Here is a 25,793-nt window from a genome sequence, read left to right as displayed (position 1 = left end):
GATGAATCATGGACAGACGTCAATTTATCAGCGGGGTCGGCTATGGGTTATTATCTTTGGGGCTGGCAGGATGTGGGCTGAATCTTTCCGGGAAAAGCGTTAATCCGCAAAACACTCAAAATACCCCCAATACACCAAGCAATCAAGCAGCATCTTCGGCAGCAAGTGCATATAACCGCGGCAAACTGATCATAGCGGAAGGAACTGATCCCAATTCACTAATCGAAAAAGGCTTTGCCGCTCTTGGTGGAATAGGCGCCTTGGTCCGGCGCGGGGCTACCGTAGTACTTAAGCCGAATTTCAGTGTTGCCAGAAAACCGGAAGAAGCTGCCACGACCAATCCGCAGTTAGTTGCCGCTGTAGTGAAACAATGTTTGGCGGCAGGGGCCAAGGAAGTTAAGGTAATTGATTATCCTTTCCAGAGTCCGGCTGTATGTCTTACGAACAGCGGAATTAAGGAAGCAGTGGAAGCTGCGGGGGGAAAAGCTTATGCCATCAATGCGCAAAGCTTCTACACCCAGGTTGATACCGGCGGCCAGATCTTGAAAACCGCCTTGTTTTCAAAAGATGTGTTAAACGCTGACGTGTTTATTAACTTTCCCATTCTCAAACATCACAGTATGACCAAGCTGACTCTGGGTCTGAAAAATATGATGGGGCTTGTATGGGACCGCGGCTACTTCCACAGGACAGACCTTACGCAATGCATCGCTGAACTTGCTGCATTCCGTAAACCTCATCTTACCATTGTAGATGCAACCAAAGGTATTATCGATAATGGTCCTATGGGACCGGGAACCATTCGCGAATGGAAGCAGGTGATCTTTGGCGCCGATCCGGTCGCCGTTGACACTTATGCTGCGACATTGTTCGGGCACAAACCGGCGGATATCGGATATATACCGGCAGCTGCGCAATTGGGCGTGGGCGAAATGGATCTGCAAAAACTTACAGTTGTGAAGGTATAACGCAGTGAAATTCAAGAAAGCGCCCTTATTGCGTTACTCGTTGCAATTCATCTCGCTGGTATCTTTTATATTGTTTCTTGCCAACTTATCGTACCCGCCCGGACTAGGAAATCAATTATTGCAATGGTTCTCGCGGCTTGACCCCTGGCTGTTGCTGAGTGAGCTTCGCTGGCAGCAGGAGGTTCCTTACTGGGTATGGCTGCCGCTATTGACTTTGGCGTCGACCTTATTGTGGGGGAGGATATTTTGCGGCTGGCTGTGTCCTTTTGGCGCTTTTCTGGCGTTGACGGACACAATTGGCCGGGCAGTATTTAAATTCAAAATGCTGTCGCTGACCAGAAACAAAGTACTGCACGCTTTGCAGCATATGCAGTATTATTGGCTGCTCTTCTTAATGATTGTCTTTGTCCTCGGATCAAACTGGGTCTTCTTTTTAACCCCTTTTGCATTGTTTAGCCACGAGATTGTGAGGGGATTGCAGGGGCAAGTTCCCTGGATGCTTATGGGGATAACGGCCGGCACCTTATTTTTTTCCCGTCTCTGGTGCAGTGTGCTATGTCCTACCGGAATTCTCTTGTCATTAGCAGCAAAGCTGCGGCTTTTTCATTACCGGATTGTAGGGGATTGTGTGCAATGCGAGAAATGTACGAGGGCCTGTTCTGTCGGTGCCGCACCAGCGCATACCAGCGTTGTGAAAGAAGGGTGTTTAACCTGCGGGAATTGCCAACGGGTTTGTCCCACCAAGGCAATCGAGTGGCAGCGGAGTTCTTGGCGGGGGAGAGACCGTCAGCTTGTTCCCGCTGATGATGTTGCAGCAACAAAGCGCAAAGAGTCGCGAAGACAGTTCTTCAAAGCCGCTTTCACCGCTCTAATGGCTGCTGCTTTATGGAGAAAGACTGTTTGGGCGGCGGAAAAAGCTTTACGCCCTCCAGGGGTTCTGCCGGAACCAGAGTTTACTGCCGTTTGCAACCGGTGCGGAAGGTGTATTCAGGTATGTCCCAGCAAAGCGCTCAGCCCGATGCCTATTACCGAAGGTCTTGCGAATTTTGAAACACCTTATATCATCCCGCGTAGAAACCGTTGTGATTTATGCCTGGCCTGCCAGAAAGTATGCCCGACCGGAGCCATTGCCAAGGTCCCACTGGAAAAAGTCCGGATGGGCAAGGCTGTTATTGATAAGCCTCGTTGTATCGCCTGGACTGAGGGGAAACAGTGCCTTATTTGCGGTGAACAATGTCCCGTTCTGGCAATTGAAGGGGATGAACAGCATCGGCCCATCGTTCTGACTGACAAGTGTGTGGGATGCGGCTCATGCGAGAATGTCTGCCCGGTCGATGGCGAGGCCGCTATCCGTGTTTTTCCCAGTTAGATCTTGCTATAAAGTACTTCCTAAAGACCCTGCTAGTAAATAGTTGAGGAGACACCGGAAAATTGTATGAGAAAGTGGTTAAGAAAAATGTTATTAGCTTTGGTTATAAGTTTTGCCATATTATCTATCGGTATAGGTCTTTATGTGCAGCACCCTAAGTTTGGAACCTTGCCTGAAGGTTCTTGCCTTGAAAAAATCAAAAGTTCGCCAAATTACGTTGACGGGCAATTTCAAAATTTGGTTCCCACTCCTCAATTTAGCGAAGGAAATAGTACTGCTTCTGTGTGGTGGTATTTTCTTTTTGCTAAAAAAGAACGGCTGACGCCGACAACTTCCATACCTACAGTAAAAACAGATTTGAAGACATTGGACAAAGATAAGGTTGCAGTTATTTGGCTTGGTCATTCTTCGTACTTTATGCAGCTTGGCGGCAAAAGGATTCTGATTGACCCTGTGCTTAGTTCTTATGCGGCACCTGTTTTTTTTGCAAACAAGGCTTTTGAAGGAACAAATCCATACACGGCGGAAGATATGCCGGAAATCGATTATTTGCTTATTTCTCACGATCATTGGGACCACTTGGATTATCCCACGGTTACCGCGCTCAAACCCAAAATCAAAAATGTGATCTGCGGTTTAGGAGTAGGGGCGTATTTTGAAGAATGGGGATTTGATACAAAACATATATTGGAAGCTGACTGGTTTACCGCATTAGAATTGGAAAATGACCTTACCGTCCATGTATTGCCGGCGCGGCATTTTTCCGGCCGCTTATTCAGCAGAAACAAGACTTTGTGGACCGGATTTGCCTTTGTAACGCCTGAACGCCGTATATTCTACAGCGGTGACGGCGGATATGGGCCGCATTTCAAGCAGATCGGAGATATGTTAAACGGTTTTGACCTTGTAATTATGGAAAACGGTCAGTATGACAAAAATTGGCCATATATACACATGATGCCGGAAGAAGTGGCGCAGGCTGCTGAAGAACTGAAAGCCAAGGCATTATTGCCAGGGCATGCGGGCAAATTCGCAATCGCCAACCATTCTTGGGATGATCCGTTCAAACGTATAACTGCTGCCAGCCAGAATAAGAATTACAAACTGATTACCCCCATGATCGGGGAGCCGGTAGAACTTGACAACCGGCAACAACTTTTTTCCCGCTGGTGGGAAAGGGTCGAATCTATAACTGCAAAATGAAGTAGTGAGATTATGCGGATTTTTCATACTCCGCATAAAAATTAAGTGTGTAAGTTCTTTCGAGCTTACACACTTAATTTTATACTTTAAAAACGCCTGCTAAATCATTCGAGCCAACTTTGCCAGGGTAAGCCAGTGATTCGCGCCCAGCTCGCATTCACGGCAGATGCAATTTTCTTTTTCCCCTTGATATCCAGATGCAGCCCGTCAACTGCCAATTTCGCAGGAAGGATGCCATTAGTGGCTTCCATTTCACGCGCCACATCGATATGTACCTGAGTCCGGATAAAATCGTTAACCAGCCGCATTTGCTCCTGCCAGTCCGGGGCTGTAGACTCATGAAATACTTTTTGGATATTGTCCGGATTAATCGGCGGCAGCGTCAAAAATACAGGCCGGATATTATTAACAAGACATTTTTCTTTCAACACTTTTAAATCCGCTATAACATTTTCCGCGGATTCTCCGCCCCGAACACTGTTTGTACCGGTCATAATCAGCAAGTATTGAGGCTGGAAAGGCAAAACATCTTGCTCAAATCTTTCAACCGTTGTTTGACTGGTATCGCCGCTTCTGCCAAGGTTTATTGTCGGAAAATCCAGGTAATGCTGATAGCTGTACTCCCAGCCCGCCGGGGAATAGGAAACACTGCCGCCGCCATGAGTTATGCTGTCGCCGAATGTCGCCACAGTAACACGCATATTGGGATTTACGCTAAATTGTCCGGCGTCCGAATACACCCCGACCGGATTTCCATTCCGGTCCAGACCTCTGACCCTCCAATAAAACGGTTTCTCGGAAATCCTGGGCTTTTCATCGTAATAGTCAAACCCTACAGCGATAGCTGAGTCGACCCTGTGGCTAGATGGAGCAACCCCGTTGGGGTTCTCCGGCAAATCATCCAGTATTTCAACTTCATACTTTGCCGCTCCGGCGATTGGAATCCAGGCATAAACCGGATACAAGAGCGTAGCGCCGGCGCTCTGATTGAAAATGGAAGTGGGTATAGGTTTTTGCATAACGTCTTGTTGCCGGTCAATGTATACTTTTTCCGCGTCAGAGAAAAGACTTATAGGATTGCCGTCAATATCCAATCCGCGAACGCGCCAATAAATGACATCACTGAAAGAATACATAGATAGGTCAGCATTAAACCCGTTAACATAGATTTTGTTTGTTGAAAAAAAACAGGTTTGATATGGGGCAGCTTTATCGGGACTTTTTGGTGGTATGGCTAATAACTCAAGTTCATATGCCACCGCCCCTTCGACCTTGGTCCAGGTCAGCACAGGCTTTATGGAAGCCGGTCTTTGCCGGGAAAAATGAACGGTTGGAACGGTTGGTTTGTCCGCACACTTTTCCTGCATGCTGCCCACGCAGGGACCACCTCGGTATTCTCGGAAATAAATCCTCCTGCCCAAACGAGTATTGCCAAAATCAATGTGAAACTGATCAAAACAGTAGTTCTATATAGTATCCTTTTCACAGGTTTCCTCCTTACCATTATGAAGAGTTCAATTAACTGAACCTATTTCAAGTATCAGCTATGCTGCTCAACTGAACGGACAAAATTTTGCACTACGCCGCCATACCGATACCAGTCATCAAAAATGGCGGATATATGCCCAGCATGCGGGAACATGTACAATTGCCGGGGGCCTTTGGTTGCTTGGTAGAGTTCTTGTGACATCGAAGCGGGGATAAGCTCATCGGCTTCAAGGTGAATATAAAGAACCGGGGTAGTTACATTGCGTACCGACCGAATTGGTGATGCTTGGTGAAAAGTAAAGCGGGAATTGAAATAGGCAGCAGCATTTGCATATTGCAGCAAAATCTTTGGCAGTACTGTTCCAGGAAGAGACAGCCGCTGCTTTAACTGCAGAGCTAACAACGTTTCAAAATCAGAATAGGAGCTATCGGCAATATAAAATGCTACCCGCTTATTGGCTTCATTAAGCTCAGCATGCATGAGGGCAGTCGCAGCACCCATGGAGATTCCATGAATGCCGATCATGCCGCCGGGAAAGCGCTGATAAACCCAATCTACCCACTGATCCAGATCATATTTCTCATAGTTGCCCCAGGTGACCGAATTACCGCCGCTTTCTCCATGCGCCCGCGAATCGACAAGCAAGATATTAAAGCCGGCGTTCAGATAAATATCTGTATAGTACAGGCCGACTGCGCGACTTTCGGCGAAACCATGGAGGAAGATAAGTGTCTTTTCGGTGGCTTTGGGATGGGAATATACGTTCCATGCAGCGGATAGCCAAGCCGGGCTTGAATGGAAACATCCTCCCACTGCTTCTCCTTTTTGCCGTTTTCTAAGAGTCGGTTAAATCTGGCCAGTTTTTGCGTATTTAAATGTGAATGCAGGACACTGGTTTCTTTGTAAATGATGTTTCCGATAAACATGCCGACTCCGTTTAGACCAAGAGCAACAATCAATGTAATGGCCAGAAGCCAGCGCCGCCAATGCTTTTTGTATGATATTTGCGATTCTGCTTTGGATTGCATAGTTACTTCACCGTATCTTCGGGATTTTTAAAAGGCGGAGGAGTATAGTTTACAATACTCTCCGCTTCGTGGGCATATTGTTCATCTGTCATTGGAAAGACAGTGGCAATGAAATCAGAGCATATGCAATACAAGGAGCACATTACTCCCGTTGTGAATATCGCTATGATAATTATTCTTTTCATCCATACATCTCCGGTTATTGGTATAGATATTATGCTACAACTTTGAGTAAGCTCAAAGTCAATAAGTTTTTAAAAAAATTTGGAACCAGACCGGCCGTTGAGTTGGCTAAGCGGTCAGACCGCAAAACCGCGCATTTGTCCCAGATAGCATTAAAAAAGAGGGGGAGTGCAGTTTAGCTGCACTCCCCTAAAAAGCACTTGACTGTGAGTTAACTCCAAGTGATAAACTCAATTCATATAGATTACACAAGCTAAGGAGATGTTATTGTGACAATTACAAAAAAAGCAAAGGCATATCATGAAAAGATGTTTCCCGGCTATGTGTCAGGCTTTCTCGCCACTGACCCGGAGTTTATCGAACGGTTTGACAACTTCGCTTTCGACGAGGTGGTCAATTGCGACGACTTAGACGACAAAACCCGCTTTATGGCGATCATAGCCACGCTGCTGGGCTGCCAGGGAATGGACGAGTTCTGCGCCATGCTTCCTGCTGCCATGAACTTCGGGGTAACGCCGGTGGAAATTAAGGAAATCGTCTATCAGGCGACGGCCTATCTGGGCATCGGGCGAGTGTTTCCATTCCTGAAAATCACAAACGAGGTATTGGCTGAAAAAGGAATTTTCCTGCCGCTGGAAGGTCAGGCAACTACCACGACGGAAAATCGTCTGGAGGCAGGCATTCAGGCGCAGGTGGATATATTTGGCGAGGATATGCGGGAATTTTACAAATCCGGCCCCGAGGAGAGCCGCCACATTAATTACTGGCTGACAGATAACTGCTTTGGCGATTACTATACCCGCAAGGGGCTGGACTACAGGCAGCGGGAGATGATCACCTTTTGTTTTCTTGCGGCTCAGGGCGGCTGTGAACCACAGCTCACTAGCCATGCGGCGGCAAACATGAGAATCGGCAATGACAAGGCGTTTCTGATAAAAATCATATCTCAGTGTCTCCCCTATATCGGCTATCCCCGCAGCCTGAACGCGCTTCGGTGTGTCAATGATGCTTGCAAAATGAAGGAGGAATTTCAAATGAACAACAAAAGAAACGAGATTTTTAAAACAGGCGCTCCGCTGCCTGAAATGTATTCTAAATACTTTATCGGTCAGGCTTATTTGCAGCCGCTGACTGACAAGGGCGGTCCTATTGCCAACGTAACTTTTGAGCCGGGCTGCCGCAACAACTGGCATATCCACCATAAAGGCGGACAGATTTTGCTCTGCACCGAGGGACGCGGTTGGTATCAGGCGTGGGGGGAGGAACCTCGAGAGCTGCACCCTGGAGATGTGGTAAACATCCCGCCCGAGGTCAAACACTGGCACGGCGCGGCAAAGGACAGCTGGTTTGCCCATCTGGCGGTAGAGATCCCCGCCGAGGGCGCGTCCAACGAATGGCTGGAACCGGTGGATGACGAACTATACGGCAAACTGAAATAATCAGCCTAGCGGTACGATGTCAATAATATGGTACTGCTACGTAAAGGGCTTAACCGCGAAATAGATTTACTTTAATAGTTTACTATTATATCGATATAATTTGTTATTTCAATTTAAAAGTTCACTCTGAAAGTTGACTATTGTATAAAAATCGCATACAATATCTATATGATAGTTTACTATGAGGTGAAGCTATGGGCATCAATTCTGAAATCCTTCAGGAAATGAAAAAAAACAACAATGTGATTACGACATCACAGGTGTTGCAGTTGGGATATTCCAAGGCTTTACTTACGAAGTATGTGAAGGCCGGCCTTTTGGAAAGAAGCGGGCACGGCGTATATATTCTTCCGGATGCGGTGAACGACGATATGTATGCGCTGATGCTGCGTTCCTCAAAAATTATTTTCTCCCATGACACAGCCCTCTTTTTGAACGGCCTGTCGGAGCGTACGCCGTTTCGGCATACCGTCACCATTCCCAGCGATTCGGCGTTGCCAGCCTCCATCAAAGACGAATGCACTTGCTTTTATATCAAGCCGGAGCTGCACAGGCTTGGAATGATTGAAAAAAAAACAACTTTCGGCAACACGGTGCGCTGCTACAATATGGAGCGCACCATTTGTGATTTTCTGCGCAGCCGGAACCGCTGTGATGAAGAAACGGTGATCAGCGCCGTGAAAAACTATGTGGTGTCCAAGGGAAAAAACTTGAACCTGCTTGCAGATTATGCAAAGCGTCTGCGGGTTGAAAAAGCGCTCAAGCGTTATATGGAGGTGCTGCTATGAGCTCTAAGGCGATGAGCCTGAAGGGCCGCATCAACCACTACGCAAAGAAGAACAACATTGCGGCTCAGGTAGTTTTGCAGAATTATATGTTCGAGCGTTTTTTAGAACGTCTGTCCAAGTCCGAATATCAGGAAAAATTCGTGATCAAGGGTGGAATGTTGGTTGCGGCCATCGTTGGCTTGGATACCCGCTCGACCATGGACCTGGACGCTACGCTGCGCAATATGCCCTTGACGGAAGAACAGATAACGCAAGCGATTCAAAGCATCTGCGGCATTAACCTGAAAGATGAAGTGGCATTTAAGGTTGTTTCCATCGCTTCTATCCGGAAAGACGACCGCTACGGCGGTTTCTGCATCAGGATGGATGCGGTTTACGATACGATTGTTACACCGCTTTCTATTGATATCTCGTAAGCGTCAAAGCAAAACCACCTATCAATAAAAAACCACCTGATGTACGATATGATAAAACATCAGATGGCTGTTGGAACCGTTATGCTTTTTTATTAGGCATTTTACAGCTTACAGGAATTTCTTCAGCCCACGGAAGTAGTTTTTCAATACAGAGCGTATCCTGCAGTTGGATTTGCCTAAAGGCATATTCCAGATAAGCTTGTGGATTTAATCCGTTTTCTATGGCCGTTTGGATTATGCTGTAAACAGCGGCGGACGATTTTGCGCCACCAGGCGTATTGCAAAACAGCCAGTTTTTTCGTCCAATCACAAAAGGCTTGATAGATCGCTCCGCACGATTATTCGATATTTCGATGCGGCCATCGGCCAAATAGGCTGTCAGATACTTTTTTTGATTTTGGGCATAGGTAAGCGCCTTGCCCAGTAGACTTTGCGGCAAGGTATCAGCCCAACAAGCTTCTATCCATTTATAAAACTCTTCGATAATTGGTTTAGCTTCTTTTTGCCTTAGTTCATGCCGTTCTTCCGGCGTCATGTGCTCGGCCTTTTTTTCAACGTCGAAAAGCTTATTGCAATAGGCAAGACCTATCGCTTCTTTACTATCCGGCTGTTTAGCCGCAGGGCCGACCAAGGCTTCATTGAATTTTCTCCGAACATGTGCCCAACAGCCGCACAAGGTTACACCGGCTTCTTCTACCTTGTGATAGCCATGCCAACCATCGGTCTGAAGATAGCCGGAAAACCCTGCAAGGTACGCCTTGGCAATTGCCCGCTGCGCCCTTCCTGGTAGTCATAGAGCACAACCGGATGATCCGTATCCCCGGACGTTCGATATAACCACATATAGGAATCTGTCTGTGCCGGTCTGCCGGGTTCACACAACACTTCCAGAGTAGTTTCATCGGCGTGCAACAGATCCCTTGAAAGCAACTCTTTTTTTAGGGCTGCTAACAAAGGCTCCAAAAGTGCGACACCTTTAATAACCCAGTTGGACAGGTTTTGGCGGGAAAGCGTTACGCCAAGCCGCTTAAATTCCTGCTCCTGCCGATACAGCGGCATAGCATTGACGAATTTTTGGCTCATGATATAGGCCATAAGCTCGGCGGATACCATGCTCTTAGGCAGCAACGCTTTCGGCGCGTTAGCCGTGATGATCGGCGTCTCTATATTGTTTTTCTCGCAATTTCGGCAACCGTATACATAGTTTACGTGCTCGATAACCTTGACCTTTGCCGGAACAATCGTCAATTCCTTACGTACTTCCTTGCTCATAACATGCAGCTCTTCACCGCAAGCAGGGCAGGTCTGTTCACCTTCTGGCAGAGTATATTCAATCACTTCTACCGGCAAGTCCTTTATGTTTTCTCCGCGTTTACCCTTTTTGCGCTGATAACTGATGGTTTCCACGTCCGGCTCCACAGCAATCGGTTGGCGCTCAGCTTCCGCCTCATTGAAGAGGTTTAACTGTTCCTGGTCATCGCGTTTACTTTTTTCCGAAGAAGCGCCAAACTTTTTTTGGCGAAGCAGCTTCAACTGCTCCATATACCACTTGTTGAGCGCTTCCAATTCCTGAACGCGTTTCTTTAATTCCGCATTTTCTTCTTCAAGCTGTGCCTGTGTTTGCAAGAAAAAATCCTCATTTCCGATACCATTTTTCTTATCTTCTATTATACCGGAAAATGAGGCAAAAAGCCAGTAAAATCAATACTTTAGCGGCTTTTTAAAACTTGCGTGCGACGCAGTTTTTGTTCGATGCCCGGGCTTTGAATCAGGTTCCACAGTTCTTCTGTGGTAAGCGCCATGGTGGCGTCGTCAAGTGTCGGCCATTTGAAACGGCCTCGTTCCAAGCGCTTTAAATGCAGCCAAAAGCCGTTGTCTTCCCAAGTTAAAATCTTAATTCGATTGCGTTGTTTGTTGCAAAAGACGAACAGTGCTTTTTGAAACGGATCCAACTTAAAACTATGCTGCACCAATGCGCTTAAGCCATTAATGGATTTACGCATATCGGTGTCCCCGCAGGCTAAAAAGACTGGTGTATGTTCCGATAGTTTCAGCATACTTCCACCAGTACGCCAAGCACCGTTGCCAAGAGTTTTTTATCTGTTTTAGTATCTACGGCAATTTTGCATTTGCCGATTTGTATTTCGAGGCTGGCTGATCGTTCTGGCGCAGCCTGGATGACAGGAATCCAGTTTTGTACCGGTTGCGGCTGGTCCTGCTTTTTTCGTGCTGCAGCCATCTCTGCAATGTGCTCAGGCCAATAGCATTTTCCTGGCACCATTCTTTTTTGCTTAGGCCACTGGCTTTATATGCTGCTATCAGCGCTGCTTTTTCGACAGCACAGTAGGCCTTACGCTTGCTTGTTATTGTATTTTCCATACAGCTTATCCCTCCTGAGATCATTATCCCAGGATTGAAGCATATACGCTATGTGGGGATACTTTTACGCTTACCTCTCTTTGGCTCTTGCATAAAAATTATGTTAACTCGTCCAAGGACGATGTCTTTTTCAAAAAAAATTCCTACAGTGTCTTGACACGATCCAAAGAGTAGCTGATGTTGAACATATGGAGCTAGGTTTGGTATAATGGAAGCAAGAAGGGGGCTGGGTCAGATGTTAGTTAATGGAAAATCTACAGAAGGTACTGCTACGAAAAATGTCACGGATACCAGAGTAAAGGCAGAGAAACAAGAAGTTATAACTGCGGTTGCCAAAGCCGGTAAAAAATATGGTAAAATGCTCAGTCGTTTAAGTAAGTGAAGCTGTTAGACGTTGACCATATCATTGAAATACACGAGTTTAGTATACGCAATTTTTTTGGCTTAGGCGGTTTGCGGGAAGACTCTGTAGCTAAACTGGAATCCATTGTAGCGCAACAATACTCGCTTTTTGGTGTGGACCGGTATCCTAGTCTATTTGAAAAAGCAGCGATGTTGCTTTACTTTTTAGCAAAAGGGCATTGTTTCCCCGATGGAAATAAGAGAGTTGCAATACTTGCAGCTATTGTATTGTTGGACATCAATGGCTACGAAACAACATTTACCAACGATGAAGGTTATGAAATGACTATGGAAGTAGCTAGTTCCAATATTTCGGAGGAAAACCGTGAACAATATATCCGATGGCTAGCCAATTGGCTAGAGAAAAATAGCCAACCAGTTTAGAAGTAGATACGGTGGAGACTGTTGCTCTGTATGGGTAACAGTTTTTTATTTTATTTGGAGGGATAAGAATTGGAGAATACAAGCATAGAATATTTGATTAGCCGCCACCTGTTAAAACAGTTACTGGCTAAAGAGTTGATCACTCAGGAAGAGTTTGAGCGGATTGACGCGGAGAACAGGAAAAGTTTTGTCCAGTAACCTTTTTTAACTTGCCATACCGCCGAAACAGAGCTAACATGCTTGATGGTAAGGAGGGCTGGCGGTGGGCAAGCGTATTTTAAAAATCTATCAATCGGTGGCATATTCGAAACCGGATGTGCCGTGCATAATGCTGCAGGGAAAGTGGCTTCGGGGGGTAGGGTTCAGAACTGGGAGCCGTATTTTAGTGGAAGAGGGACAGGGAGAACTGATCATCCGGTTGGTGAAGGAAGAAAATAATGCTGACTATAAATGAAGTTGACGGCTTGGGTGTTAATCATCCAAGCCATATTTTTTATCACAATAATATGTTTCCGCATGCTTATTACTTGCTTTGATACGGGAATGGAGGTAACATCACATATGACTTGGTTTACTAAATTTGAAAGGAGGCTGGCGATGTGAAAAAGGTTCAGGTCATTGAAGCAAAACAAGCATTTCAGGCAAAAGTAGCAGAGAAACCTAAATTAAGGGTTTGTGCTTATTGCCGTGTGAGTTCCTCACATGAGGAGCAATTGAATTCATTTGACGCCCAGGTTGAATATTATACGAACTATATCAAGAGTAACCAGGACTGGATTTTTGCCGGCATTTATGCGGATGATGGGGTTTCGGGAAAAAGTAAAGAAAAACGGACTCGAATTGCCAAAGACCTAGAACGGGACGGCGTGCCGAACTGGCATGGCAAACCGAAGTGGTATGAAGGCAGCATCCGGAAAATGCTTACCAATGAAAAATATAAGGGTGATGCACTACTCCAGAAAACCTACACCGTTGATTTCCTGAGCAAAAAACGGGCAGACAACAATGGCCAGGTGCCGCAGTATTATGTGGAAGACAGCCATCCGGCTAATCAACACAGTCGAATGTATAATTGAATAAAAGCAGAAAACAGGCAAAATAGTTGCAAACACAACTAAATAGTGTTAATATATAGTTGTGCATGCAACTATTTTATTTCATGATCATGAAATTGGCGCAAAGGAGATTTTTTTGATGATTATTGATATTAATATGCATCATCTCCCGGAAGACTTGTTTACGAATGAAAAAGTGCTGGACGGTTTTTTAAGCACAGCTCCCCGCGCGTTTGGTGAAATTGCATCGGTGGAAACACTGGCAAATGGCAAGCGTCATCTTATTCTTGAAAAACCTAAAGGTTATCAGAACCTCAATTATGTTGAAGGTGATTATTCGCTTGAGGCAAAAATCCAGGCAATGGATGACGCCGGAGTTGATAAAGGAATATTGCGCGTACCGGTTTGGCAGGAGTGGCTTAGGCTTGACACTTGCAAAATTGTTAATGACAATGCAGCAGAGATGTGCAAAAAATCGAACGGACGTCTCTATGCAAATGCCGTTCTTCCGCCATGGGGCGGAAAAGATAACCTTTATGAATTAGAGCGCTGCCTGAAAGAGTTAGGGATGGTGGGTGTTCAATTGGCTTGCCATTACGGGCAGCTATATCTGGATGATGAAGCTTTTAAACCTTATTTAAAAATTCTTAATGAAATGGAAGTTCCGGTTATAGTCCATCACACTCCATTGCCTGTATATTGGCAGTCCATATATGAATATACCAATTTGCGCCGTGAACTGGGCCGCATTATCGACCAGGCAACGGCAGTAGGGCGAGAGTTATTCAGCGGTATATTCGAGGAATTCCCAAACCTCAAATTTATCCATACGATGTTTGGCGGCAACTGGTTTGCTAATTATCATTTGCTTATGCCCCACAAGAGTAAGAAAAAAGAAGTTTTGCAGCGGCTGGATACTTCCGAGGCCGAAAAAATAGCAGGATATTTAAAAAATAATATTTTCTTTGATATGACCCATCCGGCTTCCTGGGGCAAGCAAGTGGTTGAATGCGCGATTAAGGTCTGCGGTGCTGATCATATTTTATTCGGCAGTTCATTCCCGGTAGTTTACGGCTGGATGTCAGAAGGGGTTGAATTTGTCAAAACGCTTGATATTACGGAGTCTGAGCGCGAACTGATTATGAGCGGAAATGCTAAGCGGCTCTTTAAACTTGATATTTAAAACGATAATTACTTTTTAGCCGGGAGAATGCTTAGTCGGCAGATCTCTCGGCTAACTTTTAAGAAAGGAATATTTGTAAGGATTAAAAAATGGAGGTATTCCTATGACTGATGAAATATCTAATGAAAAGCTGTGGAATCAAAACTTTATATTTACTAGCTTAGCTAATTTCTTCGCATTTACTGCGATGTATTATATTATGTCAACATTACCCTTATTCACAACTGAGGTTCTTGGCGGAAGCAACAGAGACGTAGGCATTTTATTCGGGCTTTTTGCTTTCGCAGGAGTTATTGCCAGACCGTGTGCCGGTTATATGCTGGATATGCTAGGCCGCAAGAAAATAGCTTGGCTGTCGCTGTTTGCTTTACTTGTTGCCATGTTTTTGTATAATTGGGCAGTCAGCCTTCTGTTTCTTTTGATTTTACGGATCATCCATGGAATATGCTGGGGATTTTCAACGACATCGTTGGCAACTTTGGCGACCGATGCAATTCCCTTTAAAAAGCGTGGGGAAGGGATCGGATATTTTGGCTTATCGATGTCTTTAGCAATGCTTATTGGTCCGTCGCTGGGGTTAGCAGTGCTGCACTCGTTTGACTATTCAACCATGTTTTGTGCAGGAACCTGTCTGGCGGCTGTATCTTTGTTGTGCTTGATAGGCGTTAAACATAATGAGATAGCAGTTTCAGAGCGTTATAAGGAGAAAGAAATTATCAAGAAAAAAGTGCTTTCTGATGCTGTTATTCTTTTCTTTGTGGCGATAGTATATAGTGCGGTTCTTTCGTTTATTGTGTTGTTTGCCCAAGAAATAAATGTGGAAAATTCGGGTTTGTTTTTTCTGGCTAATGCGGTAACGGTCATTATCAGCAGGCCTTATGCCGGGAGAATTATGGACCAAAAGGGTCCGGTGGAAATTATGTGTGTTGGATTTTGTACATTATGCGCCACTTTTATATGCTTGTTTTTTGCAAATGGTTATATCTTGTTTTTAGCAGCTGCATTATTATTAGGGGTAGGCTTCGGCATTATTTTTTCTTTGTCATTTACACTGGCGATTAATAAAGTTGATATATCAAGACGCGGTATGGTGAATGGAACCATGCTGACAGCCTTTGACCTGGGCTTTGCGCTTGGCTCTGCATTGCTGGGGCTGGTGTCGACTTATACTGGTTTACGGTTGATGTACTTAATCAGCGGTGCTTTGGTTATTATACCTTTTGCTATTTTTTACATTAAATATATAATTAAAGCAAAGCCGGCCACAGCCGGTGAAGATGGATATTGTTAGGGAGGTAGGAAGTTTGAATAAGGATAGACTTGGCAAGCACATATCTTTGATATATCGATACAGTCAGATTTATTTTAATGAGCAGTTAAAAAAAATTAACTTGGGAAGCGGGCAATATATCTTTTTGATGAATTTATTTGAAAACAATGGAATCACTCAGGAACAGTTAGCGTCTGCAGTGAAATTTGATAAAGCCACAACCGCCAGAGCGGTGGCTAAATTGGAAGAAGAAGGTTATATAATCAGAAAAGTAAGTGAAACCGACAAGCGCGCATACAATCTTTATATTACAGATAAAGCAAAAGCAATAAAAACAGAATTGATAGCCGTTTTGGATGAATGGAATCGAATCATGCTTTATAATTTAGATGAGCAAGAAAAAGAGAGTTTGCATAACTTAATTGAAAAAGTTGGAAATAATATTATGTCTTTGATATAGAAGGGAGTGTATCATTAACTGTGTAAATGGAATAAACATCCAAGATTTTGGGGACACTAATATTGCTTTTACTCATGCGCAGGATAGGGCGACGCAGAGGTGCGACCCGAGCGGCATATGAGGTTTAGCGAGGTGGCGATGCTCATGTGAGAGTGTCGCTTTTCCTTATCTTTGCCTCGGAAAACCCAAAGCGATAAACCTCGGGGTTCGGGGCAGAGCCCCGATAGGGTTTATGAGACCTTCCGCGATTGCAGTTTGTCCTCGAAGAAGATCATCAACTGCCCTATTATAATTCCCCAATCGCGAATCGGCATACTCCACTTTTTGGAAATTTCTTGTATCGACAGGAACACCGATTTTTTGACCGCGTCGTCGGTGGGATAAACCGTCTTTGTCTTGGTATATTTGCGCAGCATCCGATGAAAACCTTCCACTGCGTTGGTGGTGTAAATCAGTGTCCGGACCTCCTGCGGGTACTTGAAATAGGTGGACCGCTCCGTCCAGTTCGCCTCCCAGGACTTTACAATCTGTGGGTATTTCTTGCCCCATTTCTCACGAAATTCCTCCAGACGATACTCCGCGTCGTCTTGTGTCGGCGCTGCATAGACTAATTTCAAATCCGCCATAACCGGCTTGATATCCTTGTAGGGTACATACTTTGTGGAGTTGCGGATTTGATGAATCACGCACAGTTGCTGCTCGGTTTTGGGGAACACCGTCTCAATGGCGGTGGAAAAGCCGGAAAGGTTGTCACGGCAGGCAATCAAAATATCTTCCACACCCCGATTTTTCAACTCGTTGCAGATCGTCGTCCAAAAACTGGCGCTCTCGTTTTCCGACAGCCACATGCCGAGGATTTCCTTGCGGCCGTCCAGATTGATACCTAAAACCGAGTATAGGCATTTGTTTACAACCCGGCTGTCCTTGCGGACTTTGAACACAATTCCGTCTAGAAACACAATGGGATACACCGGGTCAAGCGGGCGGCTCTGCCATTCCATAACGGCTGGCATAATCTTGTCCGTGATGCGGCTGATTAGGCTGGCGGAGGCTTCTACGCCGTAGATGTCGCGCAGATGATCTTCAATGTCGCGATTGGACATGCCTTTAGCGTACATCGCCAGAATCCTGGCTTCAATATCGTCGGTGCGTGTCTGCCGTTTTTCGATAATTCGCGGCTCAAAGGTGCCGTTTCGGTCGCGGGGGACGCTGATTTCACTTTCGCCCCACTCGCTTTTTATTGTTTTTTTGCCGTAACCGTTACGGCTGTTGCCGCTGTTATTGCCTAAAACACTGTTCTTCTCATAGCCGAGGTGTTCATCCATTTCGGCTTCTAGCATCTTTTCCAGCGCACCGGCAAACAGATTCTTGAGCTTCGCCGTTAGTTCGGCGGGAGTGGTGCACTCCTCACTGAGCAGTGCTACAAGCTGTATTTCTTTTTCGTTTAACTGTGTCATGGGTCCATCTCCTTTTATTCTTTATATTGGAGATTATTCCCATTTACACGGTTTAAAATACAGCCTCCAAGCGCCTGCTGCGCAATCGGTTTTGGCCGGGGTACGCTGAGAAATTTCTTGCCCAGAAATTCCGCCTTCAGCACGTTCCAACGCGCAAGGTCCTTTAAAATTTGCTCGCCCGTATACCATCGGTCATCCAATTCGGCTTGCATAGTCATCCGTTCTTTCTCTTCGGTAATCCGCGAGATCCGTTGCGCTTCCTGCTCCAGTGTCCGGCGGTACAACACCTGAATTTCCTGTTCGAATAGGTATGCCAATACGCATACAAAAATATGGCCGCGCACTCGTTTTTCATTCCAATGGTACAAAGGGCCAACATCCAGAGAGTTCTTGATCTCCCGAAAAGCCCTCTCCACGTTCATCAGAGTTTTGTAGGAAAGTACAACATCCTGTGCCGGCAAGGCCGTATTGGTTTTGATCACAAATTTTCCGTCGCGTAACTTCTCTTTTGCTAATGCGGCTTGATCATGCTTGAAAGTCAGGTTCTGTCCGTCGAAGTCAACTTCAAAGAATGCCTGTACACCTTTTTTCGTTAAAATTTCACCGACTTTAACCATAAGATTCTTCGAGTTTGGCTTTCTTCCACGTTGCGGTGTTGCTAAGCGTTTTTGCATATAAGCCAGCGCCTGTTCCGCTTCTTCGATGGCCGAAGCCCGGAAAGCTTCATCTTGAATAGCCTTTACGGGATTGTAACACAAAATATAGCGTGAATCCGTATCTCTTGCGTCGTCCTCAACCTGGGCGGATGACGCCTCCAGATAATAGAGATTGTCCTTGATCTTGGCGTAGCCATCAATGTTTGCATATGTTTCTAACAAAGCGTCGCTGACTATCCGGCCACGTTTGTGGTAGCCAACTATATAGGGGTATCCGGCCTCTGCCAGCAGTGCTAAATTCTCATCAGTGACCATCCCGCGGTCGCCCACAAAGACGCACTGTTCAACCGCAAACTCTTGTTTTAACCGCTTTAGAATGTCCTTGACAGTCTGTTTATCCGGGGTTTTGCCAGGAAATACTTCGTGGGTAATCGCAATACCGTCAGGAGTTACCAGCAAGCCTAGTTCAACCTGCTTTAAATCCGGGCGATGCGTGCGGGAGTATCCGTACTCCGCGATTGGGCAGTGATGCCCTGTCAAATGTGTGCTGGTCATATCATAAAGCACTAAAGATAAACGGAAATTAAGCAAATGTGTAAGCTGGCTGTATAAATGACGCTCCAGTTCCGGTTTAATGTCCATGAGATAATCCAGAGCGCGGTAGAAATGTTGTAGCTGCCACTCGTGGGGTGCGTCCGGCAAATACATGTCCTCGATAGTTTTGAACAATTGAAACTTGCTGGAGGGATCGACCAGGCGATTAATCACCATCGCCTGCACGTAACCGGCTACGTCGAATGTAACGCCGCGATCCTTAAGGGCGTTAGAGATAGCCCCAGTCAAGCCCAATTGATCCCACAAAAATTGAACCACGTAAGGAACCCCAAACTGGAGGCAGTTACCGGGTTCCAAATCCTCAATAGAACCAGTAACACGGTTTTGTAGGAGCGACTCAAGCTTATAAATAAGCTGTTCTATTTCCTTATCAGAATACGCGTCAATGTTGCCAAGGCTTGCAATACGACGCTTTTTAACGGACTTACCTTCCCGGTATGACTCAACAATATGAAGATATCTGTAGGTTTTACCATCCGACTTTTTTGTGGATACAATTTGAGCAAACAAGAGACTCACCGCCCCAACATTTATCACCTACAATTATATCACGAAATTTCCGGAAGATAAAGATATCTATGGTGAAAATTCCAAAATAGTTTGACCTACACTTTTTAAGAAATTTCTGCAATAGCAAAGCCCGAAACCCGCGAAAATAGCGGATTCCGGGCTCGGGAAACATGAAAAAACGATCGTTAACTGTCAAAGATGAGTTTAATAGAGGGCAGTAGTTATTTTTGTCTGTATCCATCCTTACCGTGATAAATAAGCCCAAAGTCCCTAATCAAATCTTAATTAAATAAGCGGCTAGTCTCAAGGAAAAATCAAAGCCATAGGAGAAAAGATAATATAATATGCTATCAATTACATTTCCGTAGGAGGCAATATGATAAATCCATTTTAAATAACCAGCGAGGTTCAGTGGCCGTAATAGCAGCCTTATCATTTACGGTATTAATGGGTTTTGCGGGGTTAGTTTTAGATGTAGGCAATTTGTATAGGGAAAAGACAAATTTGCAGAATACGGTAGATGCTGTTGCCCTTACACGGCTTCAGTAGACAAAGAATCTCTGATATTTATGAAATTCCTTAGCTATGAGACTTTTTCATCTGCATTGGCGACACCTCAAAACGGCCTTCTTGGCTTCTTGCCGGGTTGCGGAATTTACGCCAGTAGAGCCTTCAATCTTTAGCTTTCCCCAGAAAGACTCCATTGGCGCGTTGTCGTAGCAGTTTACTTTACGGATCATGCTGCAGACAAAGCCGTATTTCTTAGAAGCTTTTGATAATCTTTACTGTATATTGTACGCCAAGTTCCTTCGCCATATCTGACGAGTTTTCTCCCCCGGCAAGATTTGTTGAGTGATGGGATGAAATTATAAATATAATATTAACTTTGAAGCCTAGCGGTAAAATGTCAATATGGAAAAACTGAAAAATTGGAAAAAAGATAACGAGAAATTAGAAGTTAGCCTAAAAAAGGGTATACCAAATAAACCTCACCTTAACTACCAAATTATGTAAGAAAGATGAGGTATTTTAAAGGCTGCCAATTAGAAGAAAAAACTAACCTCTCCTCTCAGGCGGTGTGTACAGTTGCTTGGTCTTTAGTAGCATAAAGACCAACCGTACCAGTTTTCGGGCAGTTAAGACGAGAGCACGTTTGTGATGATGCTTGAATGCTTGGGCATATTTTTCGGCGTAAAAAGCAGCATACTCACTGTCATATCGACGAACGAGGTTAGCTGCCTGTATTAGATAATACCTCAGATATTTATTGCCTGTACGAACTCGCTTGGTTTCCTCACTTTCAAACTCTCCCGATTGGTACTGAGACCAAACAAGTCCAGCATACTTAGCAAGAGAATTGTGGTGAGAAAAGCGAGCGATATCGCTAATTTCGGCGATAATACCGGCGGCAAAGACCGGCCCAATCCCTTTCACAGATGATAAGGTTTCGGGAATGGACTTCATGATTTTTTCAATCTCTTTATCCAGTTTGGCAATTTCTTTTTCCATAGTCTGAATAACACTGAGCATAACGGATAATGAGAGATTAACAGGATCAGCCATAGCTTTATCAAGACGATAAGACGAGCGGGCAAGTTTTTGCAAGAAAGAAGCCAATTGCTCCGGATCGTCAAAGCGATTCTTCCCTTTTTCCTTCAAAAAGTCTACTAACTCTGTAATGGACATAGAGACAATCTGTTCAGGTTCAAGTTCTTGCAAAACAGCTAAACAAGTAGAGCCAAACATATTGGAAAAGGGATTATCTTGGCGAAGCCCACTAAATTTCAAAAAGACTTGATTGAGAAAGTAGGTTTTATCGCGGGCGATATTTTGCATAAGGTGAAAGCGGGTTCGGGTCAAACGCTGGAGAGCCTCAAATTGAATAGTAGAAGTCAACTCATGTGGAAGACGGCCAAACCGAAGTTGATCTGCAATCACCCAGGCATCAATGCGGTCGTTCTTAGGAAGAGTATCATAGCCTTTCTTAAAACGAGCCACTTTTCTAGCATTAAGGACAAAGACCTGAGCTTTGGAACCTTGGGTTTGATGGAGGTTAGCTTTAAGGAAATGAGCCAAATGCCAACCAAGATTCGAAGTGGCTTCCATGCCTACACGAATAAGTTCAGATTGAAGTTTTTGAGCCGATTGAAGAATACGTTCAAGTAGAGTTTGAGCGCCTATCAGGTTATTAGGAATGCTAAAAGATTCTAAAGCATCCCCACAATCATTCATGAACTGTACAGAATGAGAGCGGAGGCTAACGTCAATGCCTACCATAAGATTAGCCATAATCCACACCTCCCTTCGGATAAATAATCAAATACTTCTCAGACCTGGGTGCCCATGGGAACCATCTAAAGCAGCCTCGTCATCAGAACTCATGTACAGGAAACAGACAGTGTGGGTGCTACCCCCAGTTTCCAGACTGGTGCAACTAGCGGTTAGATACTCGATGATGGACCACGGGTAGCCGGCTTTCTACAGCAGTATCCAGTGTGGATCCGCAAGGAGGAGAAGAAATCTCCCGAAAAGTACCTGTCGATCCCATTGTCCCATGAGCAAGTCCAAGATTCAAGGTAGGTAATGAGTAAAAAAGGCAGTAAAAAACCAGCCAGCGACAGGGAGCATATACATACTCCGGCTGGCCGGTTTCAATCACTGTTGAATTGTAGCAACTCTGGAATTGGGCCTGTGCCCCGGGCGTATCAAATTGACGCCAAAGTAAGAATTGCTGACTTCAATCAGTGTTCTTATTCAGTTGAAGTTTATTAATCCATTCTGAAAAAGCGTCTTTAACCATAGAAGGAATTAACCACAACCTATAACCGCGCGCATTACAGGCTGAATGTGGATAATATTTCGGGGTAAAAAGAGCTTCTTCAGAATTGGGAACCGGTTCCCCGGAATATGTGTTTCCTTACTGGAAATTACGCTATCCGGTGGATCTAATTCTATTATACGAGGAGGGAACGTTGTGGATTTATACAATAAGCTTAAGTGTGAAAAAGGCCAAGTTCTGATATTGGTTGCCTTTATGCTACCGGTATTGCTAGTTTTTTGTGCCCTTGTAATTGATGTTGGAATGATGTATGTGGAGAAAACCCGGATCTCCGATATGGCGGACGCGGCGGCTCTCGCCGGCATCTATGAACTTCCAGGCAATCCTGCTGACGCGACTGCGCGAGCCGCGGCAAAAGCCACCGCGATCCAATATGCCACTTTAAATGGCTTGCAAGAGAGTGATCTTCCATGAAAGTATTTGCACAGTCACGAATGAAACTGGTGCAGAATTTAAAAATATGATTGCAGAATAGAGTCGCTATACATCTAAGCTTTTTTAGCTTGCGAGTGATCTTGACTGGGCTTGCTTTGGAGCACAGTTACATGTTGCCCTATGCGTAGTTCGCTAAGGAATAGCACGAGTATTATATTTTCAAATTTCCCTAAGCAAGCCATTCTGCACATTTTATTTTAAGGGATTGATGGAATGCGAGATTTATTGGAGGTTTGCTGCGGATTAGATGTACATAAAGAGGTTGTGGTAGCCTGTCTGCTCAAAGGTGTATTGGGCCAGGAGCCAACTTCGGAGATTAGAGAATTTTCCACATTACTAAGCGGTTTGGACAAGCTAAAGTCATGGTTAATTGAGAACAACTGCCGTGAGGTAGCAATGGAAAGTACAGGCGTTTACTGGTTTCCGATTTATAATGTTTTAGAAGCTGTGTTTGAGGAGGAAGGTGGCATCAATATAACGGTCACCAATCCACGTCACATGAAGAACGTGCCGGGCAAAAAAACGGATGTTAATGATGCCAAATGGATTGCCGGTTTGCTTCGGGCTGGATTGTTGAATGCAAGCTACATACCGCCAAGACAGGTGCGAGAGTTACGTGATTGGACGCGTTATCGAAAGACCATTGTGCAAGAGATGACTGGTCACAAAAATCGGGTGGAGAAATATTTACAACAGTGCGGGTTTAAGCTGTCCACGTTCTTGACCGACATTTTTGGGCAGTCTGGTATTTCTTTAATTCATAAACTTTGCGATGTTGGGTATATCTCGCCCGATGATGTTCTGTCTCATTTGCGTGGTACGGCAAGAAAAAAGCTTGACGATATTAAGCAAGCTGTAAATGGCCGTCTAAATGAACACGAGCGGAGCTTTTTGTCCATGCTGGTACGTAATTTTGAACAATGCCTTCGGGAGATTGAAGATATTGAAAAGAAAATAATGGAGTGTGCTGGAAAATTTGAGGAAGCCATACGATTAGTGGAAACAGTTCCCGGCATACAACGTTTAACAGCAATTACTATCATTTCTGAGATTGGAACAGACCTAAACATGTTCCCAACCGCGGCGCATCTATGCTCTTGGGCAGGTATGTGTCCGGGTAACAACGAGAGTGCAGGGAAGAAAAAGTCCACCAGGCTATCAAAGGGTAATTTACAACTCAAAAATATACTCTGCCAATGCTCATGGGCAGCAACAAGAAATAAAAAGACTTATTTGAGGGACTGGTACTGGAAATTAAGCCGACGAAGGGGAATGAAGAAAGCTATTATTGCACTTGGACGTAAGCTCCTAACAATTATTTATCATATGCTTACTACTGGCGAATTATATGACGAAACTCGCTACGGACAGGCAAAGAATCGACACGAGGAAATCCGAAGAAACAAACTTATTGCTGAAGCCCAAAGACTAGGACTGAAGCTACTTCCAGCATAAAGTAACCCCTAATTGATAACTTAGTATCCTGATTTAGGCTGGTTTTTTTCACTTTGAATACCGGTCTGTTTGTCTTGACTTCCTTTTAATAGTACGGTGTAATGCATACACGGCACGATAGAAGGGTTTCGTATTATATAATCACAGCGGACCCGCCGGATAATTATACCCTGCGTGTGCACATCACTCGGCAGGTGCCATTGTTTTTCGCCAGGATATTTGGTATTAATCAAGGGACGGTATCAGCGGCTGCGACGACAAAGTTGACTCAAGCGTCGGCGGTGTATGGGGTTATACCCTGGGGAGCTAATACGGATGTGCTGCAGGTGCTGGGGAAAAAAGTGCAGTTTCAATTCTACCAATCTGGCGGGAGTGGTAACAACATTAACGGGGGGTTCCTGAATCTGCCGAAGATCAACTCGGATGATACCTATCTGAGCATGTTAGAAAACGGGTACGGCGGCACCTTGGAAAAGGGGCAGACGGTTAGTAAATATACAAAAGCAACTACAGCGCTGGCCAATGACACCGTGACTGGCATAACCAATCGTATAGCCAATGGTCAGAGTCTCGTTGCCTTACCTATAGTCGATTCCATGGGTGATAGTAGCCCCACGGGGAAAATTATAGGGTTTGCCGTCTTTAAATTGGAAAAGGTATACAAACAATCTTCTAGCGACGTTTACGTAACCGGTACGTTCGTGCAGGCGGTTGTAAAAGGTCAGGGCGGTGGAACGGGCACGAATTATGGCGCCTGGGCCTATAAACTTGTCGAGTAAGGGTAACGAGCAAGCAGCATGGTCGTGTTCATCGGGATTTGAACAGATGAGGCGAAAGAAGCGTTGCTTGGGAAAGGGCGTTTCTTTTTTATCTAGTGTGCACTGCTTTCTGCTATAGATGCAGCGGTTTTATCTGGAGGACAAAAACTACCCAATACTTCAATTGCAATAAGCCAAGCGCTCCTATAAATGCCCCTGGCCTTTGAATCAAAAGATTGAGTATGTTGTAAATTGCCTTTATTGAAAAACTGATAAATTCCTTGGGCGATTGCTTCAACAATCTTTCTTTGATATTCCGGTGTCTGTAATAATAGGCGCTCTTCTATATTTGTAATGTAACCTACCTCGACTAACGCGGCTGGGATTTTATTGCGGCGTAATACGAAATAGTCGGCAGCTTTAGCTGTCCGACTAGCTTGGGTAACTGTACAGAGTGCGGTCTGAATAGAAGTGGCCAATGCTTTTCCAGTCTCCGATTTAGCAGAAAAGAAAGCTTCCGCGCCGTGCCGTTTGGCATTAGCAACGGCATTAGCAACGGCATTAGCAACGGCATTAGCATGAATACTAACAAATAAATCCGCATCTGACTCCTCAACCATTTCCACACGTGCCACTAAATCACGATGGACTTTTTCATTGTCACATTCGTCGCTAAGTTCTACATCGGCTTGACGGGATAAGACAACTTTAGCGCCGTATTGGTTCAAAATGTTTTTAAGCTCTAACGCTATTGCCAAGTTAATATCTTTTTCAAGCACGCCTGGGCGGTTTGCACCAGGGTTAATGCCGCCATGACTGGCATCCACTACAATAATCTTATCGGCTAGTTTGTGGGTAGCATCGTGTGCATATAAGGTGCTCAGTAGTAACATGGCAGATAATAGGAATAAGATAAAGTGACGTTTGCCGAAGTATAATATTCTCACGGTGGTTTCTCACCTCGCATAGCTAAAATATATGCAAAAGATAAACAAATATATCAAATTTAAACGCCGTCAAGTATTTCTCATCAAATTCTCATCTTCTTTTCA

Annotated in this window: 28 protein-coding genes and 2 pseudogenes; 18 read left to right on the top strand and 12 right to left on the bottom strand. The window is 44.8% G+C overall.

The window, feature by feature from the left end; translation table 11 throughout:
* Nucleotides 1-8 precede the first annotated feature (8 nt).
* From SCACP_RS12845 to SCACP_RS12835, 3 genes are all read left to right on the top strand, one after another.
* Entirely contained in the window at nt 9-968 is a 960-nt protein-coding gene (locus SCACP_RS12845) for a DUF362 domain-containing protein (RefSeq protein ID WP_425057945.1), read from the top strand.
* A gap of 118 nt (nt 969-1,086) precedes the next feature.
* Nucleotides 1,087-2,337 (top strand): 4Fe-4S binding protein, encoded by a 1,251-nt coding sequence (locus SCACP_RS12840; protein ID WP_425057944.1) that lies wholly within the window; start codon nt 1,087-1,089, stop codon nt 2,335-2,337.
* A 66-nt stretch (nt 2,338-2,403) separates the two neighbouring features.
* Nucleotides 2,404-3,540 (top strand): MBL fold metallo-hydrolase, encoded by a 1,137-nt coding sequence (locus tag SCACP_RS12835; protein WP_425057943.1) that lies wholly within the window; start codon nt 2,404-2,406, stop codon nt 3,538-3,540.
* A gap of 104 nt (nt 3,541-3,644) precedes the next feature.
* Here the strand turns inward: SCACP_RS12835 and SCACP_RS12830 are convergent, their stop codons facing one another.
* The 3 genes from SCACP_RS12830 to SCACP_RS12820 form a co-directional block, all read right to left on the bottom strand.
* A complete protein-coding gene (locus tag SCACP_RS12830; RefSeq protein WP_425061396.1) occupies nt 3,645-4,907 on the bottom strand; it encodes an SGNH/GDSL hydrolase family protein in 1,263 nt (420 codons plus the stop codon).
* A 173-nt stretch (nt 4,908-5,080) separates the two neighbouring features.
* Complete coding sequence (locus SCACP_RS12825; RefSeq protein WP_425061395.1) at nt 5,081-5,716, bottom strand: alpha/beta hydrolase; 636 nt, start codon at nt 5,714-5,716, stop codon at nt 5,081-5,083.
* A complete protein-coding gene (locus SCACP_RS12820) occupies nt 5,692-6,057 on the bottom strand; it encodes a hypothetical protein (protein WP_425061471.1) in 366 nt (121 codons plus the stop codon). Before SCACP_RS12820 ends, SCACP_RS12825 begins: the two co-directional genes overlap by 25 nt.
* 452 nt (nt 6,058-6,509) lie before the next feature.
* Between SCACP_RS12820 and SCACP_RS12815 the strand changes: the two genes are divergently transcribed.
* The 3 genes from SCACP_RS12815 (at nt 6,510) to SCACP_RS12805 (ending at nt 8,883) form a co-directional block, all read left to right on the top strand.
* Entirely contained in the window at nt 6,510-7,679 is a 1,170-nt protein-coding gene (locus SCACP_RS12815; protein WP_425057942.1) for a carboxymuconolactone decarboxylase family protein, read from the top strand.
* Nucleotides 7,680-7,873: 194 nt separating this feature from the next.
* Nucleotides 7,874-8,467, top strand: coding sequence for a type IV toxin-antitoxin system AbiEi family antitoxin domain-containing protein (locus tag SCACP_RS12810; RefSeq protein ID WP_425057941.1), 594 nt, complete (start codon nt 7,874-7,876; stop codon nt 8,465-8,467).
* Nucleotides 8,464-8,883 (top strand): nucleotidyl transferase AbiEii/AbiGii toxin family protein, encoded by a 420-nt coding sequence (locus SCACP_RS12805; protein WP_425057940.1) that lies wholly within the window; start codon nt 8,464-8,466, stop codon nt 8,881-8,883. Before SCACP_RS12810 ends, SCACP_RS12805 begins: the two co-directional genes overlap by 4 nt.
* Before the next feature lie 79 nt (nt 8,884-8,962).
* Here SCACP_RS12805 and SCACP_RS12800 read toward each other — a convergent pair whose 3' ends face one another.
* The 4 genes and pseudogenes from SCACP_RS12800 to tnpA form a co-directional block, all read right to left on the bottom strand.
* The gene (locus SCACP_RS12800; RefSeq protein ID WP_425061394.1) at nt 8,963-9,076 is read right to left on the bottom strand and encodes a hypothetical protein; all 114 of its coding nucleotides are present in this window, start codon (nt 9,074-9,076) and stop codon (nt 8,963-8,965) included.
* Nucleotides 9,077-9,115: 39 nt separating this feature from the next.
* A pseudogene (gene tnpC / locus SCACP_RS12795) lies at nt 9,116-10,425 on the bottom strand (IS66 family transposase); the annotation flags it as partial.
* A 167-nt stretch (nt 10,426-10,592) separates the two neighbouring features.
* Nucleotides 10,593-10,940, bottom strand: a complete 348-nt coding sequence (gene tnpB, locus SCACP_RS12790) for an IS66 family insertion sequence element accessory protein TnpB (protein WP_425057810.1) — start codon at nt 10,938-10,940, stop codon at nt 10,593-10,595.
* A 55-nt stretch (nt 10,941-10,995) separates the two neighbouring features.
* Nucleotides 10,996-11,262 (bottom strand): IS66 family insertion sequence element accessory protein TnpA, encoded by a 267-nt coding sequence (gene tnpA / locus SCACP_RS12785; protein WP_425057809.1) that lies wholly within the window; start codon nt 11,260-11,262, stop codon nt 10,996-10,998.
* 235 nt (nt 11,263-11,497) lie between these two features.
* Here tnpA and SCACP_RS12780 point away from each other — a divergent pair, with 235 nt between their 5' ends.
* The 8 genes from SCACP_RS12780 to SCACP_RS12745 all read left to right on the top strand — a co-directional run bounded on the left by SCACP_RS12780 (nt 11,498) and on the right by SCACP_RS12745 (nt 16,016).
* Nucleotides 11,498-11,644: a hypothetical protein gene (locus tag SCACP_RS12780; protein ID WP_425057939.1), complete on the top strand. Its 147-nt coding sequence runs from the start codon at nt 11,498-11,500 to the stop codon at nt 11,642-11,644.
* Nucleotides 11,641-12,048, top strand: coding sequence for a type II toxin-antitoxin system death-on-curing family toxin (locus SCACP_RS12775; RefSeq protein WP_425057938.1), 408 nt, complete (start codon nt 11,641-11,643; stop codon nt 12,046-12,048). Before SCACP_RS12780 ends, SCACP_RS12775 begins: the two co-directional genes overlap by 4 nt.
* Nucleotides 12,049-12,117: 69 nt before the next feature.
* A complete protein-coding gene (locus tag SCACP_RS12770; RefSeq protein ID WP_425057937.1) occupies nt 12,118-12,246 on the top strand; it encodes an SHOCT domain-containing protein in 129 nt (42 codons plus the stop codon).
* Nucleotides 12,247-12,310: 64 nt separating this feature from the next.
* Complete coding sequence (locus tag SCACP_RS12765) at nt 12,311-12,502, top strand: SymE family type I addiction module toxin (protein WP_425057936.1); 192 nt, start codon at nt 12,311-12,313, stop codon at nt 12,500-12,502.
* A 145-nt stretch (nt 12,503-12,647) separates the two neighbouring features.
* Nucleotides 12,648-13,124, top strand: coding sequence for a recombinase family protein (locus SCACP_RS12760; RefSeq protein WP_425057935.1), 477 nt, complete (start codon nt 12,648-12,650; stop codon nt 13,122-13,124).
* A gap of 118 nt (nt 13,125-13,242) precedes the next feature.
* The gene (locus tag SCACP_RS12755; protein WP_425057934.1) at nt 13,243-14,286 is read left to right on the top strand and encodes an amidohydrolase family protein; all 1,044 of its coding nucleotides are present in this window, start codon (nt 13,243-13,245) and stop codon (nt 14,284-14,286) included.
* 103 nt (nt 14,287-14,389) lie between these two features.
* On the top strand, nt 14,390-15,577 hold the full coding sequence (locus tag SCACP_RS12750; RefSeq protein ID WP_425057933.1) for an MFS transporter: 1,188 nt from the start codon (nt 14,390-14,392) through the stop codon (nt 15,575-15,577).
* 13 nt (nt 15,578-15,590) lie between these two features.
* On the top strand, nt 15,591-16,016 hold the full coding sequence (locus tag SCACP_RS12745) for a MarR family winged helix-turn-helix transcriptional regulator (protein WP_425057932.1): 426 nt from the start codon (nt 15,591-15,593) through the stop codon (nt 16,014-16,016).
* A gap of 230 nt (nt 16,017-16,246) precedes the next feature.
* On the opposite strand, the gene SCACP_RS12740 is transcribed toward SCACP_RS12745, so the two are convergent.
* On the bottom strand, nt 16,247-17,473 hold the full coding sequence (locus SCACP_RS12740) for an IS256 family transposase (RefSeq protein WP_425057931.1): 1,227 nt from the start codon (nt 17,471-17,473) through the stop codon (nt 16,247-16,249).
* Nucleotides 17,474-17,487: 14 nt separating this feature from the next.
* Nucleotides 17,488-19,254, bottom strand: coding sequence for an IS1634 family transposase (locus SCACP_RS12735; RefSeq protein ID WP_425057930.1), 1,767 nt, complete (start codon nt 19,252-19,254; stop codon nt 17,488-17,490).
* Nucleotides 19,255-19,665: 411 nt separating this feature from the next.
* On the opposite strand from SCACP_RS12735, the gene SCACP_RS12730 reads away from it, so the two are divergent.
* The gene (locus SCACP_RS12730; protein WP_425057929.1) at nt 19,666-19,803 is read left to right on the top strand and encodes a pilus assembly protein TadG-related protein; all 138 of its coding nucleotides are present in this window, start codon (nt 19,666-19,668) and stop codon (nt 19,801-19,803) included.
* Nucleotides 19,804-19,874: 71 nt separating this feature from the next.
* On the opposite strand, the pseudogene SCACP_RS12725 reads toward SCACP_RS12730, so the two are convergent.
* Nucleotides 19,875-20,018, bottom strand: a pseudogene (locus SCACP_RS12725) (IS3 family transposase); the annotation flags it as partial.
* 292 nt (nt 20,019-20,310) lie between these two features.
* A complete protein-coding gene (locus SCACP_RS12720) occupies nt 20,311-21,543 on the bottom strand; it encodes an IS110 family transposase (protein ID WP_425057924.1) in 1,233 nt (410 codons plus the stop codon).
* A 685-nt stretch (nt 21,544-22,228) separates the two neighbouring features.
* Here SCACP_RS12720 and SCACP_RS12715 point away from each other — a divergent pair.
* The 3 genes from SCACP_RS12715 to SCACP_RS12705 all read left to right on the top strand — a co-directional run bounded on the left by SCACP_RS12715 (nt 22,229) and on the right by SCACP_RS12705 (nt 24,762).
* The gene (locus SCACP_RS12715; RefSeq protein ID WP_425057928.1) at nt 22,229-22,507 is read left to right on the top strand and encodes a pilus assembly protein TadG-related protein; all 279 of its coding nucleotides are present in this window, start codon (nt 22,229-22,231) and stop codon (nt 22,505-22,507) included.
* Between the two features lie 234 nt (nt 22,508-22,741).
* Nucleotides 22,742-23,983: an IS110 family transposase gene (locus tag SCACP_RS12710; RefSeq protein WP_425057927.1), complete on the top strand. Its 1,242-nt coding sequence runs from the start codon at nt 22,742-22,744 to the stop codon at nt 23,981-23,983.
* A gap of 176 nt (nt 23,984-24,159) precedes the next feature.
* Complete coding sequence (locus tag SCACP_RS12705; protein WP_425057926.1) at nt 24,160-24,762, top strand: hypothetical protein; 603 nt, start codon at nt 24,160-24,162, stop codon at nt 24,760-24,762.
* A gap of 92 nt (nt 24,763-24,854) precedes the next feature.
* Here the strand turns inward: SCACP_RS12705 and SCACP_RS12700 are convergent, their stop codons facing one another.
* Nucleotides 24,855-25,688 (bottom strand): N-acetylmuramoyl-L-alanine amidase family protein, encoded by an 834-nt coding sequence (locus tag SCACP_RS12700; protein ID WP_425057925.1) that lies wholly within the window; start codon nt 25,686-25,688, stop codon nt 24,855-24,857.
* Nucleotides 25,689-25,793: the final 105 nt, after the last annotated feature.

Source organism: Sporomusaceae bacterium ACPt (assembly GCA_041428575.1).
GTDB lineage: Bacteria > Bacillota > Negativicutes > Sporomusales > Sporomusaceae > Sporomusa_D > Sporomusa_D carbonis.
The sequence above is the reverse complement of the archived record's forward strand: the minus strand, read 5'-3'. Positions and strand labels throughout refer to the sequence as shown.